Source organism: Leifsonia sp. 10L418 (assembly GCF_056395445.1).
Map to the genome: position 1 here is coordinate 122679 of NZ_JBFTJN010000006.1, position 16356 is coordinate 139034.

At 66.0% G+C, this 16356-nt stretch carries 14 protein-coding genes and 1 tRNA gene; 13 read left to right on the plus strand and 2 right to left on the minus strand.

Going from position 1 to position 16356, the window contains the following annotated elements; genetic code table 11:
- Positions 1 to 79 precede the first annotated feature (79 nt).
- Positions 80 to 2026 carry an acetate--CoA ligase gene (gene acs, locus AC1DCF_RS13335; protein ID WP_477211423.1) on the minus strand — a complete coding sequence of 649 codons (1947 nt, stop codon included), beginning with the start codon at positions 2024 to 2026 and terminating at the stop codon, positions 80 to 82.
- Between the two features lie 405 nt (positions 2027 to 2431).
- Between acs and AC1DCF_RS13340 the strand changes: the two genes are divergently transcribed.
- The 6 genes from AC1DCF_RS13340 to AC1DCF_RS13365 all read left to right on the plus strand — a co-directional run bounded on the left by AC1DCF_RS13340 (position 2432) and on the right by AC1DCF_RS13365 (position 6393).
- On the plus strand, positions 2432 to 3553 hold the full coding sequence (locus tag AC1DCF_RS13340; protein WP_477211424.1) for a TadA family conjugal transfer-associated ATPase: 1122 nt from the start codon (positions 2432 to 2434) through the stop codon (positions 3551 to 3553).
- Entirely contained in the window at positions 3550 to 4557 is a 1008-nt protein-coding gene (locus AC1DCF_RS13345) for a type II secretion system F family protein (RefSeq protein ID WP_477211425.1), read from the plus strand. Before AC1DCF_RS13340 ends, AC1DCF_RS13345 begins: the two co-directional genes overlap by 4 nt.
- Before the next feature lie 45 nt (positions 4558 to 4602).
- Positions 4603 to 5124 (plus strand): hypothetical protein, encoded by a 522-nt coding sequence (locus AC1DCF_RS13350; protein ID WP_477211426.1) that lies wholly within the window; start codon positions 4603 to 4605, stop codon positions 5122 to 5124.
- 300 nt (positions 5125 to 5424) lie between these two features.
- Positions 5425 to 5610 carry a DUF4244 domain-containing protein gene (locus AC1DCF_RS13355; protein ID WP_477211569.1) on the plus strand — a complete coding sequence of 62 codons (186 nt, stop codon included), beginning with the start codon at positions 5425 to 5427 and terminating at the stop codon, positions 5608 to 5610.
- Positions 5591 to 5953: a TadE family type IV pilus minor pilin gene (locus AC1DCF_RS13360; RefSeq protein ID WP_441790177.1), complete on the plus strand. Its 363-nt coding sequence runs from the start codon at positions 5591 to 5593 to the stop codon at positions 5951 to 5953. The genes AC1DCF_RS13355 and AC1DCF_RS13360 overlap by 20 nt, the downstream gene beginning before the upstream one ends.
- Positions 5954 to 5964: 11 nt before the next feature.
- Positions 5965 to 6393, plus strand: a complete 429-nt coding sequence (locus AC1DCF_RS13365; RefSeq protein WP_477211427.1) for an Rv3654c family TadE-like protein — start codon at positions 5965 to 5967, stop codon at positions 6391 to 6393.
- A gap of 8 nt (positions 6394 to 6401) precedes the next feature.
- Here AC1DCF_RS13365 and AC1DCF_RS13370 read toward each other — a convergent pair whose 3' ends face one another.
- A complete protein-coding gene (locus AC1DCF_RS13370; RefSeq protein ID WP_441790175.1) occupies positions 6402 to 6641 on the minus strand; it encodes a hypothetical protein in 240 nt (79 codons plus the stop codon).
- 118 nt (positions 6642 to 6759) lie between these two features.
- Here AC1DCF_RS13370 and topA point away from each other — a divergent pair, with 118 nt between their 5' ends.
- From topA to dacB, 7 genes are all read left to right on the plus strand, one after another.
- Entirely contained in the window at positions 6760 to 9741 is a 2982-nt protein-coding gene (topA, locus tag AC1DCF_RS13375) for a type I DNA topoisomerase (RefSeq protein ID WP_477211428.1), read from the plus strand.
- Positions 9738 to 10361: a dTMP kinase gene (gene tmk / locus AC1DCF_RS13380; protein WP_477211429.1), complete on the plus strand. Its 624-nt coding sequence runs from the start codon at positions 9738 to 9740 to the stop codon at positions 10359 to 10361. Before topA ends, tmk begins: the two co-directional genes overlap by 4 nt.
- A 143-nt stretch (positions 10362 to 10504) precedes the next feature.
- The gene (locus AC1DCF_RS13385) at positions 10505 to 11692 is read left to right on the plus strand and encodes a DNA polymerase III subunit delta' (protein ID WP_477211430.1); all 1188 of its coding nucleotides are present in this window, start codon (positions 10505 to 10507) and stop codon (positions 11690 to 11692) included.
- Positions 11693 to 11741: 49 nt separating this feature from the next.
- Positions 11742 to 13274 carry an alpha/beta hydrolase gene (locus tag AC1DCF_RS13390; RefSeq protein WP_477211431.1) on the plus strand — a complete coding sequence of 511 codons (1533 nt, stop codon included), beginning with the start codon at positions 11742 to 11744 and terminating at the stop codon, positions 13272 to 13274.
- 152 nt (positions 13275 to 13426) lie between these two features.
- Positions 13427 to 13499 (plus strand) — tRNA-Thr (locus tag AC1DCF_RS13395).
- An 80-nt stretch (positions 13500 to 13579) separates the two neighbouring features.
- The gene (locus AC1DCF_RS13400; RefSeq protein WP_477211432.1) at positions 13580 to 14563 is read left to right on the plus strand and encodes a Gfo/Idh/MocA family protein; all 984 of its coding nucleotides are present in this window, start codon (positions 13580 to 13582) and stop codon (positions 14561 to 14563) included.
- Positions 14564 to 14750: 187 nt separating this feature from the next.
- Positions 14751 to 16307: a D-alanyl-D-alanine carboxypeptidase/D-alanyl-D-alanine endopeptidase gene (gene dacB / locus AC1DCF_RS13405; protein WP_477211433.1), complete on the plus strand. Its 1557-nt coding sequence runs from the start codon at positions 14751 to 14753 to the stop codon at positions 16305 to 16307.
- Positions 16308 to 16356: the final 49 nt, after the last annotated feature.

Sequence of the window (16356 nt, forward strand, 5' to 3'; positions counted from 1 at the left end):
CGTCCTCGGAGCCGGGATCGATCGGGTGGCGATACGTGTGACGGTGCGCCGCGGCCGAGATCGCGGCGCACCGAAACAGCTATTTGAGCTTGTCGGTGATGATCTGCATCACCGAGGTGTCGGCGAGCGTCGTGGTGTCGCCGATCTCGCGCCCTTCCGCCACATCGCGAAGCAACCGCCGCATGATCTTGCCGGAGCGGGTCTTCGGCAGCTCGTTCACGATGAAGATCTGACGCGGTCGGGCAATCGCCCCGATCTGCTGCGCGACGTGCGCGCGAAGCACAGCCGACACGTCTTCGTGCGACGCGATGTTCTCTTGGCTGGCTTTGATGATCACGAACGCGACGACGGCCTGACCGGTTGTCTCGTCGGCGGCGCCGACCACCGCAGCTTCTGCGGTGAGCGGATGCGCGACGAGCGACGACTCGATTTCAGCGGTCGACAGGCGGTGGCCCGACACGTTCATCACATCGTCGACTCGGCCGAGCAGCCAGATATCGCCGTCTTCGTCAAAGCGGGCGCCGTCGCCGGCGAAGTACTTGTCGCCGAACTTGTCCCAGTAGGTTTCCTTGAACCGCTCGGGGTCGCCCCAGATGCCGCGGAGCATTGACGGCCACGGTTCGCTCACCACGAGCAGTCCGCCATCGCCATGGGCGACGGGATTTCCGTCATCGTCGAGAATCTCGATGGTGATGCCGGGGATGGCCACCTGGGCGCTTCCGGGCTTCGCCTCGGTAATGCCCGGGAGTGCGGAGACCATAATTGCGCCGGTCTCGGTCTGCCACCAGGTGTCGACGACCGGGGCCACGTTTCCGCCGATGACCTCGCGGTACCACATCCAGGCTTCCGGGTTGATCGGTTCGCCGACCGAGCCCAGCAGGCGAAGGCTCGTCAGGTCGAATTTCTGCGGGATCTGCCGGCCGAGCTTCATGAAGGTACGGATGGCGGTCGGCGCCGTGTAGAGAATCGAGACCTTGTACTTCTCGATTACTTCCCACCAGCGGCCGGGGTGCGGGGAGTCGGGGGTGCCTTCGAACAGCACCTGGGTCGCGCCATTGGCGAGCGGGCCGTAGACCACGTAGCTGTGCCCGGTGATCCAGCCGACATCGGCGGTGCACCAGTAGACATCGGTCTCCGGCTTGAGGTCGAAGACGTTTCGGTGCGTGAACGCGCTCTGGGTCAAGTAGCCGCCGCTGCTGTGCAGGATGCCCTTCGGCTTTCCGGTGGTGCCGGAGGTGTACAAGATGAAGAGTGGGTTCTCGGCGGGGAACGGCTGTGCCTCGTGCTCGGCCTCGACGGAGGCGAGTTCGTCGTGCCACCACAGGTCGCGGTCGTTCCATTCGACGTCCTGGCCCGTGCGCTTGACGACGAGCACGTTGGTGACCGACGAGTCGTTGCTGGCCAGCGCGGCGTCAACGGCCGGCTTCAGTGCCGACGCTCGGCCCTTGCGGAAGCCGCCGTCGGCAGTGATCACGAGTGCCGCGTTGGCGTCGTCGATGCGCGACCGCAGGCTCTCCGCGCTGAAACCGCCGAAAATCACCGAGTGCACAGCACCGATGCGGGCAACGGCGAGCATCGCAATCACGGCTTCGGGAATCATCGGCAGGTAGATGGCGACTCGGTCGCCCGCCTTCACGCCGAGCTTCGTGAGCACATTGGCTGCCCGCTTGACCTCGGCGGTCAGCTCGGCGTAGGTGATGGCGCGGGAATCGCCCGGTTCACCCTCCCAATACAGTGCGACCCGGTCGCCGTTGCCGGCCAGAACGTGGCGGTCGAGGCAGTTGTAGGCAACGTTGAGTTGGCCGTCTTCGAACCATTTCGCAAACGGAGGATTCGACCAGTCCAGCGTCTTGGTGAACGGAGTGTGCCAATGCAGCAGGTCGCGAGCCTGATCGGCCCAGAAGCCGAGGCGATCCGCCGCGGCATCCGTGTAGAGCTGCGGCGTCGCAGTTGCGGCGGCGGCAAATTCTGCGGTGGGGGCGAATCGACGCGATTCAGTGAGCAGGTGGTCAATTTGGACGCTCATTGTTTTTGGTTCGCTCCTTCGCGATGCATGAAATCCTTAGCGTGTGGCCAGCCACAAAAGAACCCTACTCTGCTTGGAATGACCGAAAATCAGCGTGACGCCTCGCGAAGTTGGCGGGTGTTCCTGAAAGAAATCTCGGAGTGTCCTCATTTAGGGGGACCACGATGTTGCGATTTCCAACATCCCGCGTATGCTTGGACTCGTCCGAACGTAATGTTTTGACCAGCGATGCGTATGGTTCCCCCCAATCTGCGCATTGCCGAGGCGGCACCTGTTCCCCCCAATAGGTGCCGCCCCCCTTTTTTTAACCGGTGGTTCGCTACCCCCGTTCGGAAGGCAGAAGAAATTCGCCTGGCCCGATCGGTCGCCGGGTGCATCCCTCCACAGTCTCGGAGTGCGCGGGTTATGCACGCGAACGACGCCGAGCGGCTGGGCGTCGCGACTGCGGCGTACCGTCGGGCCATGCTCACTCCATTCGTCGCGTTCCCGTCCTCAGCGAACACAGCTCCCGCGCCCCGGCACGCCGGCGTCGACATCCTCGCCCCGCGTCCAGCGCCATCACCCGTCGTTCGGTTCGCCCCGCAGGCGACCCGCGACGTCACGGTACTCGGGCCGCTGGCCACGTTTGCGGCTGGGGGAGTGACCGATCTGCTCATCAATGGCGAAGCGGGGCTCTGGGTCGACTCCGGCCACGGTCTTGTACACGAGCCGGATTGGATGTGCCCCGAGCGCTCACTTCGGGAGCTGGCTGTGCGGTTGATCGCACTCGGCGGGCGACACATCGACGAGGCAAGCCCATGCGTCGACGTGCGACTGGCCGACGGCATCCGAGTGCACGCCGTGCTGCCGCCGGTCTCGAGCACCGGCACACTCATTTCCATTCGCCTGCCGAACGCCACACGGTTCTCGCTCGAAACGCTCGCAGCGGCGGGCCTGTGCGGTGCGGGAAGCGCGGCTGAGGCCATGGTCGACCGGCTGCGTCAGGCGGTGCACGATCGGGTGAACCTTCTCATCACCGGAGCCGCGGGCAGCGGAAAGACAACACTGCTGGCCGCGCTTCTTGCCGAATCGCCCCCGGACGAACGCATCATCGCGATCGAAGATGTCGCAGAACTTCAGATCGAGCATCCTCACGTGGTCGGCCTGGAAGCTCGGCAAGCCAACCTCGAGGGCGCCGGACGCATCGCCGCCGATTCGCTGTTGCGTGAGGCGTTACGGATGCGCCCCGATCGGCTCGTGCTCGGCGAATGCCGGGGCACCGAAATCCGTGAGCTCCTGGCCGCGCTGAACACCGGCCACGACGGTGGGGCGGGCACCTTGCACGCCAATTCACTTCGGGATGTGCCGGCCCGCATCGAGGCACTTGGTGCGCTCGCCGGGATGAGCGTCGAATCGGTGGCCAGGCAAACGGTCAGCGCGATCGGACTGGTGTTGCACCTGGAACGGCATCGGGGAGTGCGCCGCCTGGCGGAGGTGGGGCGTTTCAGTCTCGACGACCATGACCGGCTGGCTGTGATCGCCGCATGATCTGGCGCCGGCACCGGCCAGATCAGGCGGTGTCGCCGATCGAAACGGTTGCTGCTGTCGCCCAGCGCTTGGCGGTGTTGCTCTCCGCCGGAGTGCCACCGCACTCCGCCTGGGGATATCTGGGCGCACCTGACGGTCGCCCTGCGGGGGAGCTCCCGAAACCTCGGTCTGCCGGGGATGCCCCCACGAACGTCGAAGGCACAGCCCGAATCATCGCGGCGGCAGCCGAAGCCGGCAGTAAGGGAGAGAGCATCTCTCTGGCAATAGCGCTCGATGCCCGATTGGTCGGCGGCCAGATCGCCCAGGCGTGGTTGGCGCTCGCCGGAGCGTGGGAGGTGGCCACTCGGTCGGGAGCGCCGCTGGCTTCGTGCCTTCGGCAGCTGGCGACGACGTTTCGTGACGTGGCGCAACTGCATCGCACCGTGGAACTGGCCCTGACGGGGCCGGCGGCAACGGCCCGCATGATGATGGCCCTGCCGGTGGTCGGCATCCTGTTCGGCACGCTGATGGGGTTTGACTCCGTGCGCACTCTGTTTCTGACCGTGCCGGGTCTGCTCTGCCTGGTCGTCGGAGCCGCGCTGATGCTGCTCGGACATCTCTGGAACGGCCGGCTGATGCGATTGGCGCGGGCGAGAGACCCCGCGCCGGGCCTGGAGCTTGACCTGATGGCCATCGCCATGGCCGGCGGCGGATCGCTAGACCGCGCCCGGCTGCTCGTGCAGAACGCAGCGACTGAGTTCGACCTACCGGGCCGCGTCGACGACGCGGTACTCGACGACGTGCTTGAACTCTCGAGCCGGGCCGGAGTTCCGGCGGCCGAGCTACTGCGGAGCGAAGCCGATGAGCGCCGTCGGGAGGTGCGGAGTGTCGGGGAGCGCCGGGCGGAAGGTTTAGCTGTGACCTTGATGATGCCACTAGGCCTGTGCGTACTGCCCGCGTTCATGCTCGTCGCCGTCGTTCCGCTTTTGCTGGCGGTGCTTTCTTCTACCATCCACACTTTCTGAGCGCATCTCGTTGTAATCGTCTGTGCGCCAAGAAAGGATGGGCGTATGAACGAGCCGCATGCGCACAATGCCCTGACCGCTTCGCGAACTTTTCGCGAAAGCATCATCACCGAAGAGTCGGTCTACGGAACGATTTTGGTCAGCGGAATGATCGTCGCGGCTGGGTCGCATGACGCGACTCTCATGGAGACGTTTCTGACCGTGGTGGGGACCGTCGTGGTGTTTTGGGCCGCGCACGTCTACGCCGGCACCGTCGCCGGCCATGGGGTTGTCGAGGGTGATCAAACGACCCTCCCGACTGCGTTTCGGCGCTCGATCCGCCGCTCCATCGGTTTCCTTCTCTCGGCGGTGCCGCCGAGCGCCGTGCTGTTGCTTGGCGCACTGCGCGTCGTCCCCGATCAATTTGCACTCTGGGCGGCGCTCTGGCTCGGCGTGATCATCTTGGGAGTCCTCGGCTACAGCGCGTTCGCGTTGCGGGGGAGCCCGTGGCACTATCGGGTGCTCGGTTGCCTCGGCACTGCCTCGTTCGGTGTGGCAATGATCTTGCTGAAGGCGTTCATTCACTAGACCTTCACAGGGCTTGGGCTGGTTTTCGTCGGCCACTGCCGCGTGGCCGAAGCGCCCTCCACTTCGGTGCCACCACCATCCTGTGCACCGATCTGCTCGATCATCGATCCGCAGCCGTCTGACGGATCAGCCTGGAATCACTCGTGTCACCGCCAGAAGCGTCGAGTGACGCACCCAGGAGAAGAACACATGCATCGTCAATCAAGCAATCAAGAAAACGAGGCGGCCGCGCCGAGCCAGCAGCCAGCACGGGCTTCGCTCCGTGACCAGGAACGGAACGCGGCCAGAAATGAGCGCCAGATCAAGCGCATATTGCGCCGGGCCACAAGCCGGCTGAGCGCCGACGACGGTGCCGCAACTGCCGAGTACGCGGTAGCGACGATGGCGGCCGTCGGGTTCGCTGGATTGCTTATCATCATCCTGCGCGGCGACGAAGTGCGGGCGATCCTGACCGACCTGGTGCGCAATGCGCTCACCGTGGGGTAACCGAATCGGCCGCGACGCCGGCAGCGTCACCGCCGAGTTCGCCCTGGTGATTCCTGCCGTCGTTCTCGTGCTGGGCTGCTGTCTCGGGGCGATTCAGGTGGTCGGTCAGCAGGTGCGCATGACGGATGCCGCGGCCGGGGCCGCCCGCGCGCTCGGCCGTGGTGAAAGCAGCGACCACGCCACCGCGCTCGCGAATGGTGCGGTGCCCGGTGTCGCTCTCAGCGCCGAGTCGCGCGGCGAGTTCGTCTGCGCCACGCTGAGTGCCCCGAGCGGAATCGGACCGTTCGCGCTGGTCGGGCTCACGGTGACCGCGGTCTCGTGCGCTCCGGCCGGGGGACTCTGATGCTTCGCTCAATGTCAGCTTGGAGCCGCACGGTGACAGTCTGGCGTCGCGCGGCGACAGTGTGGCTTCGCGTCGGGGCGCCGACGCGGGGGCCAGAACACGGAGCGGGTTCGGTGCTGGCCATCGGACTCCTCGGCGCAACGATGGCCGCCACTGCGGCCTTCATTCCCGTACTCGTTGCGCTGACCGGAAACGCCCAGGCACAGGGCGCCGCAGATGCCGCCGCGCTCGCCGCAGCCGACACGGCGTCGGGAGCCCTTCCCGGCGTGCCCTGCGAAGCGGCGAGCCGCACCGCAGAGGCGAATGGGGCATCCCTCACCGCGTGCAGCATGGACGGCCTGATCGCCGCAGTCACTGTCGCACGCGAAGTCGTCGGTATGACGATCGGTGCGCGGGCGCGGGCAGGGCCACCCGGCGCAGAACCACGCCCGGACGGCTAGTGCAGGAACTATTCGAAGACAGCCTCAAGGTAGCGGTAGTCGACGGCGCTCGGTCGCTCGGGATGGTCGCTTGAATCGAACTCCAGCCCCGAGCCACGCGTATAGACGTAGCTCTTACCCGCAGTGGCGGGAATCTCCAGGCGAGGACGCGGATCGCCGGAGTCGAGAAACTCGGTGGTGATCGTCTTTCCCTCGAGGGGACCGTCAGTTAACTTGGCCGTATAGGTGGCCGCCGATGCTGTGCCCATGCCTCCATTGTCCTCACCGGCAGAGAAGTGACAAGCCCTCAATTCGGCGAGTACCCGTTTCCTGTGTGTATGGTGTGCCTTGGCCCACACGCGGGCCCCTACCTATAAGAGGAGTCTGGTGCCAGGCACTAAGAAGCTGGTCATTGTTGAGTCGCCGACCAAGATGAAGTCGATTGCGGGCTATCTGGGTGACGGCTATGAGGTGTTGTCCTCTGTCGGACACATCCGCGACCTGATCGAGCCCAAGAACTTGCCGCCTGAGCTCAAGAAGGGGCCGCTCGGCAAATTCTCTGTCGATGTCGACAACGGGTTCGAGCCGTACTACGTGGTCTCCGACGCCAAGAAGAAGACGGTCAGCGAACTCAAGCGTGCGCTGAAGAACGCCGACGAACTCCTGCTCGCCACTGATGAGGACCGCGAGGGAGAGGCCATTGCCTGGCACCTGCTGCAGGTGCTGCAGCCCAAGGTTCCGGTCAAGCGCATGGTGTTCCACGAAATCACCAAAGACGCGATCCTGGCAGCCAAAGACAACACCCGCGACCTCGACACTGCACTCGTCGACGCGCAGGAGACCCGGCGCATCCTTGACCGCATCTACGGCTACGAGATCTCCCCGGTGCTCTGGCGCAAGGTGGGCCCCGGCCTCTCGGCCGGCCGCGTGCAGTCGGCAGCGACCCGTCTGGTCGTCGAACGGGAGCGTGAACGCCTGGCGTTCGTCGCCGCCGGCTATTGGGATCTCATTGCCCAGCTCACCCCGGCATCCGCGGCCGCAGAGAACTCCTTCTCGGCCAAACTCGTTCGACTGAATGGCGAGCGCATCGCCTCGGGCAGCGACTTCGACGATTCCGGAAAACTCAAGCCCTCCGTCAAGGCCGTCACCCTCGATGAAGCCGCCGCCGTCGCGCTGACCGCAGCCCTCAAGCAGCCCGGCGTCGCCGTGACCGTCAGCAAGGTCGCCTCGAAGCCCTACCGCCGCAGCCCCGCCGCGCCCTTCACGACCTCGACCCTGCAGCAGGAGGCAGCGCGCAAGCTGCGTTTCACCGCCCGCCAGACGATGAGCGTGGCCCAGTCGCTGTACGAAAACGGCTACATCACTTATATGCGTACCGATTCACCGTCGCTCTCGAAGCAGGCGATTTCGGCAGCGCGCGCCCAGGCGACGGCGCTGTACGGCGCCGAGACGATTCCGGATGCGCCGCGCGTCTACAAGGGCAAGAGCAAGAACGCCCAGGAAGCGCACGAAGCGATCCGTCCGTCGGGCGACACCTTCCGCACCCCGGCGTCGCTCGCCAGCAGCCTGCGGGGCAACGACTTCAAGCTGTACGAACTGATCTGGAAGCGCACTGTCGCCTCGCAGATGTCCGACGCCACCGGATCGACGGCATCCGTCACGATCGAAGCCGGCCCGACCGGAACCGCTGACCACCCGTCGGCCTCCGGTGCCCGCGCCGAGTTCTCGGCCAGCGGTACGGTCATCACGTTCCGTGGCTTCCTGCTCGCCTACGAGGAGGGCCGAGACGAGGAGCGCAACGCGCCCACCGACCCGACCGAGTCGAAACTGCCGCCGCTCGCCGAAGGCCAGACCCTCACCCTCGACGAGGTCGAGGCGAAGGGCCACGAGACCACGCCGCCCGCGCGCTACACCGAAGCCAGCCTGGTCAAGAAGCTCGAAGAACTCGGCATCGGTCGCCCGTCGACCTACGCCTCGATCATCTCCACGATCACCGACCGCGGCTACGTCACCCCGCGCGGACAGTCGCTGATTCCGAACTGGATCGCCTTCTCAGTCGTGCGCCTGCTCGAGGACTTCTTCGGCGACCTGGTCGAATACGACTTCACCGCCGAAATGGAGAACGACCTCGACCGCATCGCCGATGGCGAGGCGGACCGGGTCGACTGGCTGACCAGCTTCTACTTCGGCTCCGACAAGCACCGCGGCCTCCGCCAGGTCGTCGACAACCTCGGTGAGATCGACCCGCGGATCATCAACTCGGTCACCATCGCCGACGACATCACGCTGCGCATCGGCAAGTACGGCCCCTACCTCGAAGTCATCGATCCTGGTGCCGACCCGGAGGCGACTCCCCGCCGCGTCAACATTCCGCCGGACCTGGCACCCGACGAGCTCACAGCCGCCAAGGCCCGCGAGCTCATCGACGCCCCGGTCGTCACCGACCGCGTGATCGGCGTGAACCCGGCCACCGGAAAGAACGTCGTGGCGAAAGACGGCCGGTTCGGCCCCTACGTCACCGAGGTCGACCCGGAACCGGTCGTTGATCCGGCCGAGACCGCCGCTGCAGCCGCAGCCGCCACCGCGTTGGCCGACGGAAGCGTCGTCAACCCGAAGACCGGCGAGGTCACCGAGGGCAAGCCGAAGAAGAAGGCGCCGGCCAAGAAGGCTGCCGCCGCGGCCAAGCCGCGCACCGCATCCATCTTCAAGTCGATGGATCTCGCGACGATCGATCTCGATACGGCTCTGCGTCTGCTCGATCTTCCCCGAGTCGTCGGTGTCGACCCCGAGACCGGCGCTGAGATTCTGGCGCAAAACGGCAAGTTCGGTCCCTACCTCAAGAAGGGCGTCGACACCCGGTCGCTCACCAGCGAAGACCAGATCTTCGACATCGACCTGGCTGGTGCGATCGAGCTCTACGCGCAGCCGAAGTACGGCGCCCGTCGGGCGTCGAGTGCGCTGAAAGAATTCGAAGCGCCCGACCCCGAGAGCGGCAAGGCGATCAAGATCAAGGACGGCCGCTTTGGCGCCTATGTGACCGACGGCGTCACCAACGCGACGATTCCGAAGTCCGAGACCGTTGAAGACGTCGACTTCGACCGCGCAGTGCAGCTGCTCGCCGACAAGCGGGCCAAGGGACCAGCGGTCAAGAAGGCCCCCGCGAAGAAGGCACCGGCGAAGAAGGCCGCGGCCAAGAAGCCGGCAGCGAAGAAGGCACCGGCGAAGAAGGCAGCGGTCAAGAAGACCGGCAACCCCACCGTGTCGGCTGCGACCAGCGCCGCCCGGTCGGCGTCGGCGCAGAAGGCTGCGGCCACGCGGGCGGCCAACAAGGCAGCGGCTGCCGCTGCCGCGGAGACCGCGACGTCGTGACCGGTCTGTTCATCACATTTGAAGGTGGCGACGGGTCAGGCAAATCGACCCAGGCCCGCCTGCTTACCGACTGGCTGGCGGAACAGGGGCACACCGTGCTCCGCTCCCGGGAGCCCGGCGGAACCGAGGTCGGCATCGAGATCCGCGAGATCGTGTTGCACCACCCCGGAGAGATTGCTCCACGCGCCGAGGCGCTGCTCTACGCGGCTGATCGAGCGCACCACATCGCGACGAAGGTGCGGCCGGCCCTGTCACGGGGCGAGATCGTGATCCAGGATCGCTACCTCGACTCATCCGTCGCCTACCAGGGTGCGGGCCGGGTTCTCGGTGCGACCGAGGTGCGCGACCTCTCGCTCTGGGCCGCCGAGGGGCTGCTGCCGGATCTCACGATTCTGCTCGATCTGGATGAGACGGTCGCCCGCGAGCGTCTCGACGCGGCGAACAAGCGGTTCGACCGCTTGGAAGCAGAGAAGAACGAGTTCCACGCTCGGGTGCGCTCCGCTTTTCTGGGGCTCGCCGAGGCGGAGCCGAGCCGTTTTCTCGTGACGGATGCCGCGCAACCGGTCGACACGATCGCCGCGATCGTGCGCGCTCGCGTGGCTGAACTGCTCGAGGCGTAGCCGGCAAGTCGCCTGCGCCAACCATTTCGGCGCGGTGTATCCCCACTGGCGCGCGCTCTACCCCGCGCCCACCGGGATATACCGCGCCGAAACTGTCTGCGCGACCGGAGAACTCTGTCAGCGCCGGACGGTACCCTTGAACCATGGCAGCATGGGACGACCTGACAGGGCAGGCCGATGCGATTGCCATTTTTCGGGCCGCCGCCGCGCGTCCCGGCATTGATACCGGCGCAGCCGCAGGCGCATCAGCCGGCTCGTCCGCCGAATCGGCGTCGATGACGCACGCCTGGCTGATCACCGGGCCGCCCGGATCGGGGCGCTCCAACTTGGCATTCGCATTCGCGACGGCGCTCCTCAGCCCCGGCACTCCCGAGGGTGACGAGGCGACCCATCGTCAGGTGAACGCCCGCACGCACCCCGATCTCACCGTGCTCAGCACCGAGGGCGTCATCATCAAGATGGGCACCGTCAAAGAGGTCGTCGCGCGGTCCCAATACTCTCCGTCGATGTCCCGCTACCGGGTGATCGTCGTCGAAGACGCCGACCGCATGGTCGAGCGCACCTCAAACGTTCTGTTGAAGGCTCTCGAGGAGCCGCCGGAGCGCACCGTCTGGATCCTCTGCGCGCCGAGCGAAGCCGACTTGCTTCCGACCATCCGATCGCGCGTGCGTTCGGTGCGGTTGCGGGTGCCGAGTGTCGAAGATGTCGCGGCTCTGCTCGTCAAGCGCAATGGGGTCGACCTCGAAACGGCCGAGCGCGCCGCGCGCCTGGCGCAGAGCCACATCGGCATGGCACAACGCCTGGCCACCAACGCGGATGCCCGCGACCGCCGCGACGAGACGCTGCGGGCCGCCCTCGGCATCCGGGGAGTGTCACAGGCCGTGATGACGGCCGCCCGGTTGCTGGCGATCGCAGGCGACGATGCCAAGGCTTTCACCGAAGAACAGGATGCCGCCGAGCGCGCCGGCGTGCTGCGCTCACTCGGTGTCGAGCCGGGAGGCACCGTTCCTCCGGGGCTCCGCGGGCAGCTGAAAGCTCTCGAAGATGACCAGAAACGGCGCGCCACGCGAGGCTTGCGCGACGGGATCGACCGCATCCTCGTCGACCTGGCTTCGCTCTACCGCGACGTGATGATGGTGCAGCTTGACCGTGAAAGCACCGTGATCAACCGGGAGCTCCTGCCGGAGCTTCGACAGGCGAGCACCTCGTGCACCGCCGCACAAACGGTGGCAACGCTCGATGCGATTGCCATCGCGCGTCAGAGAATTGAATCCAACGTGGCACCGGCTCTTGCTCTCGAAGCGATGTTGGTGACCGCGATTCGTCGGTGAATCCGCTGCTCGGCGCAACTCAGAGGGCGCCACGAAAAGGAACCTTGCAATGAAACGAACTCGTGCGTTTGCGGCGGTGGCCGCCACCCTGGCTCTCACCATCGGGCTGAGCGGCTGCGTGTCGCTGTTTCTGCCTGATCCGGCGCCGAGCACCTCTGTTCCGGTCTCGGAGAAGGTCGACCCAGCCCTCGCGCCGTTCTACAGCCAGACGCTCACCTGGTCGAATTGCGGCTCGGGCCTGCAATGTTCGACGGCGAAGGCGCCGCTCGATTGGTCCGACCCGAGCGTCGGAAGCGTCGACCTCGCCCTGGTCCGCCAGCCGTCGACCGACAGCTCCCGGATTGGCTCGCTGCTGGTGAACCCGGGCGGCCCAGGCGGCTCGGGCTATGACTTCGTCAAGGACTCCCTCGACTACGCCGTCGACAAGCGTCTGCAGAAAAACTTCGACATCGTCGGCTTCGACCCACGCGGCGTCGGCCGGTCGACAGCGGTGAAGTGCTACGGCCCGGCTGAGATGGATGAGTACCTCTTCGGTCTTGTCGACGCACCGCGCGGCACGGATGCCTGGATTGCTGAGCAGGAGAAGATCGCCGCTGATTTCGGCGCGGCCTGCCAGGCAAACACGGGTGCCCTGCTCGGGGAGGTCGACACGGTCAGTGCCGCACACGACCTGGACCTGCTGCGGGCCGTGCTCGGTGACACGCAGCTTCACTACCTCGGCTACTCGTACGGCACCTACCTGGGCGCGGTTTACGCCGGCCTCTACCCCGACAAGGTCGGGCGTATGGTGCTCGATGGCGCACTCGACCCGTCGGCCAGTAACTTCGATGTCACGCGCACACAGGCGCAGGGTTTCGAGAGTGCGCTGCGTGCCTATCTGAAGGATTGCCTCGCCGGAGAGGACTGCCCGTTCGACGGCACCGTCGACGACGCGATGGGCACCATCCATGCCCTGCTCGAATCGGTCGATGCGAGCCCGATCACGGCCTCCGACGGTCGCCAGCTCGGCTCGAGCACCCTGTTCACCGCCATCATCTTCCCGCTCTACCAGGCCGGCGCCTGGCCGGTGCTCAGCGACATGTTCACCAGCGTGATGCACGGCGACGCCGACACGGCGTTCAAGCTCGCGGATGCCTACAACGGACGGTTGGAAGACGGCACCTACTCCGACAACTCCACCGAAGCGTTCACCGCGATCAACTGTCTCGATTACAGCTACAACGACGATCCTGCCGCGATGCGCGCCCAGGCCGCCGAGCTCGCAGCAGCAGCCCCGGTGATCGGCCCGTTCATGAGCTTCGGTGACATCAGCTGTGCAAACTGGCCCTACAAGACCACCGTGGAGCGCGGCGAGATCCATGCGCCCGGCGCTGCCCCGATTCTCGTCGTCGGCACCACGAACGACCCGGCGACGCCATATTCCTGGGCAGTGAGCCTCGCCAAGCAGCTCGAAAGCGGACACCTCGTCACCTATGAAGGTGAAGGCCACACCGCCTACAACAAGTCCAATGCCTGTGTGAATGACACGGTCGACGACTATCTGATCAACGGGACGGTGCCCGCCGCCGATCCGAAGTGTTGATGCGCTGACGGTGAGCTGACGCGATGCACCGACGCGAGGTGGTGACGTGGTGCACCGACGCGATGTGCTGACGTGTACGTGACTCCTCGCTGCATCGGGTAAGCTATCTTCTTGTGTCACCGCGTTCTTCTTCGGAGGAGCGTGTGGATCAAGCCGCCTTAGCTCAGTCGGTAGAGCGATTCACTCGTAATGAATAGGTCATCAGTTCGATTCTGATAGGCGGCCCGACAACTGGTCATCAGCCCTCGCCGGCTGGTGACCAGTTTTCGTTTAACGAGCATCCCGCGGCGCGCTAGGCTCGCGGCATGACTGACGCGCTTCGCTGGGGAATCCTGGCCACCGGTGGCATCGCCCACGAATTTGCCCACGACCTCGTGCTCAACGGGTTTCAGATAGCCGCAGTCGGCTCCCGCTCGCAAGCCGGCGCCGATGCCTTCGCCGCAGAGTTCGGCATTCCGACGGCCCACGCGAGCTATGAAGCCCTGGTCGCCGACCCGAATGTCGACATCGTCTACATCTCCACGCCGCATCCGTTCCACGCCGCGAATGCGACACTGGCCCTGAACGCCGGCAAGCACGTGCTGATCGAGAAGCCGATCGCTCTGAACGCCGTTGAGGCGCGCCAGATCGTCGATCTGGCCGCGAGCAAGGGACTTCTCGTGCTCGAGGCAATGTGGACCCGGTTTCTGCCGCATATGGTGCGCATCCGCGAGATTCTCGAGGCGGGAACGCTCGGCGAGGTGCGCACCCTGATCGCCGACCACACCCAGAGGCTTTCCGAAGACCCCGAGAACCGCATCAATTCGATGGCGCTCGGCGGTGGAGCACTGCTCGACCTCGGCATCTACCCCCTGTCGTTCGCTCACGCTCTGTTCGGCCAGCCGGAGAGCATCCTCGCCTCCGCCACCTTCAAAGAGACCGGCGCGGATGCTCAGGTGGCGACGATCTTCCGCTACCCCGGTGGCCGGATCGCCTCGACCCTCTCGGCCAGCGACACTCGCGGGCCGAACGCGGCGACGATCCTCGGCACCACGGCCAGAATCGACATCGACCGGGTCTGGTACTCGCCGACGACGTTCCGGGTGATCGACAACAACGGTGTCGTGCTCGAGTCGTTCAGCGCCGAGGTCAACGGTCGGGGGATGCACTATCAGGCTGCCGAAGCCGAGCAGTTGATTCGCGCCGGAGCGCTCACGAGCGCCATCATGCCGGCCGAGGAGTCGGTTGCGATCATGCAGACCCTCGACGCCGTGCGGGAGCAGATCGGTCTGCGCTACCCGGGCGAATAGCCGCACGGGGGAGGGCCGCGCGGCGCCGGGCTTGCGCCCGGCCCGCGCCGAGCTCGTCGCGGTCAGCTAGACCGCAAAGACTGCGCATTGGTCACCGTGCGCCGCACAGATTGTGCGGCACACGGTGACCGTTGCGGTTTTCGCGACAGCCGCTCGGAGGGGTCTCCCACCCCGCGATGGCTAAAATATGGGGGTGCAAGAACCTGACCCCGAGCTGACCGGCCGCCCCGACTCCGCGACGCCTGCCGACGCGACACCCGCCGACGCGAGCCCTGCCGACACGACGGATGCCGCATCCGCGTCGACAACCCAGCCGCAGCGTTTGGGATTCCTCGGTTTTCTCAGCCGCCACCGTGTGGCCTCCAGCGTCGTCGCCGGGGTCACCGTGTTCGCGCTTCTGGGCACGGGCGCGGTCATGGCCGGAGCGTCAACCGGATCGCCGTCGGCGTCGACGGCCGCCGTGACCCCTCCGACGTCCACCCCGACTGCCACGCCAACCGTTCCGCCGCGGGCGGTTCCCGCCGGTGAAGCTGTGGCCAGCCGACTGCGCACCTGCAGCGTCGCCAGCCTCGCCACCGACCCCCGACTCGGCAGCTTCCAAGGGCAGGTCGTCAACGCGAACACGGGCGAAATCCTCTTCGACCGCGGCGGCAGCACCCCGTCGCGCACCGCGAGCGTGCTCAAGGTCCTCACCTCGGCCGCGGCGCTCACCGTGCTCGGCCCCGACTACCGGGCCACCACCACGGTCGTGGCCGGCAGCGAGCCCGGCTCCATCGTTCTCGTCGGTGGCGGCGACCTCACGCTGTCCCGCACCAGCACCGGAGACGAATCGACCTACCCGGGCGCCGCCCACCTCGACAGCCTGGCCGACCAGGCAATCGCAGCCTGGAAGGCGAACCCGGCCACCGCCGGCACCCCGATCACATCCCTCGTTCTCGACTCGTCGTTCTTCGGCGACCCGGGCTGGGAACCCAGCTGGAACCGCAAGGAACTCACCGACGGCTACATGCCTGAAATCACCGCCCTGCAGGTCGACGGTGACCGCGACAATCCCTACCGGAGCACGTCGGAGCGCAGCGAAGACCCCGTCGGCCGCGCTGGTGAGGCCTTCGCCGAGCTGCTTCCCGGCTCCGTCAACATCACCAGGGGAACGGCCCCGGCCGGAGCCGCGGTGCTCGGGACCGTGCAGTCCGCACCGGTCTCCACCCTCATCCAGCAATCACTGATCGTCTCGGACAACGCGATCGCCGAGATGCTCGGACGCCTCGTCGCCGTTGAGTCGGGCGCCGGAAACACCTTCGCGGCGATGGGCACCTCAACGGTCGCCGGGCTGAAACCGTATGGCATCGACACCACCGGCATCGTCATTGCCGACGGTTCGGGACTCAGCGACAACAACGCGGTACCGCCGTCGTACCTCACCCAGCTGTTCATCAAGATCAACGCCCGCGAGGGCAACCTCGGCGTGATCTTCGACGGCCTCCCGATCGCCGGTGAGAGTGGGTCGCTCAGCTACAGCGACAGGTTCTCCGGCGACAACTCGGTGGCCGACGGCGCCGTCTTCGCCAAGACCGGTTGGATCGACACCGGTTACACCCTGTCGGGTGTGATTCACGCGGCAGACGGCACCCCGCTCACCTTCGCTGTCTACGCCCTCGGCGACGTCGATGACAGCGCCAAACAAGCCATCGACACGATCACCGCCGGATTCTTCAACTGCGGAGACAACCTGTCGAACAATTGAGTGTTTGAATCAGAGAAGCTTGAGTCGGGAACGAGTGAAGAGGAGCGAA

Excerpts from the sequence above, each read along its gene's own strand:
- dacB (WP_477211433.1), top strand. The coding sequence starts at position 14,751 with ATGGGGGTGCAAGAACCTGACCCCGAGCTGACCGGCCGCCCCGACTCC.
- acs (WP_477211423.1), bottom strand. The coding sequence starts at position 2,026 with ATGAGCGTCCAAATTGACCACCTGCTCACTGAATCGCGTCGATTCGCC.
- AC1DCF_RS13340 (WP_477211424.1), top strand. The coding sequence starts at position 2,432 with ATGCACGCGAACGACGCCGAGCGGCTGGGCGTCGCGACTGCGGCGTAC.
- AC1DCF_RS13360 (WP_441790177.1), top strand. The coding sequence starts at position 5,591 with ATGCGCTCACCGTGGGGTAACCGAATCGGCCGCGACGCCGGCAGCGTC.
- AC1DCF_RS13350 (WP_477211426.1), top strand. The coding sequence starts at position 4,603 with ATGAACGAGCCGCATGCGCACAATGCCCTGACCGCTTCGCGAACTTTT.
- AC1DCF_RS13345 (WP_477211425.1), top strand. The coding sequence starts at position 3,550 with ATGATCTGGCGCCGGCACCGGCCAGATCAGGCGGTGTCGCCGATCGAA.
- AC1DCF_RS13365 (WP_477211427.1), top strand. The coding sequence starts at position 5,965 with ATGTCAGCTTGGAGCCGCACGGTGACAGTCTGGCGTCGCGCGGCGACA.
- AC1DCF_RS13385 (WP_477211430.1), top strand. The coding sequence starts at position 10,505 with ATGGCAGCATGGGACGACCTGACAGGGCAGGCCGATGCGATTGCCATT.
- AC1DCF_RS13390 (WP_477211431.1), top strand. The coding sequence starts at position 11,742 with ATGAAACGAACTCGTGCGTTTGCGGCGGTGGCCGCCACCCTGGCTCTC.
- AC1DCF_RS13370 (WP_441790175.1), bottom strand. The coding sequence starts at position 6,641 with ATGGGCACAGCATCGGCGGCCACCTATACGGCCAAGTTAACTGACGGT.
- AC1DCF_RS13400 (WP_477211432.1), top strand. The coding sequence starts at position 13,580 with ATGACTGACGCGCTTCGCTGGGGAATCCTGGCCACCGGTGGCATCGCC.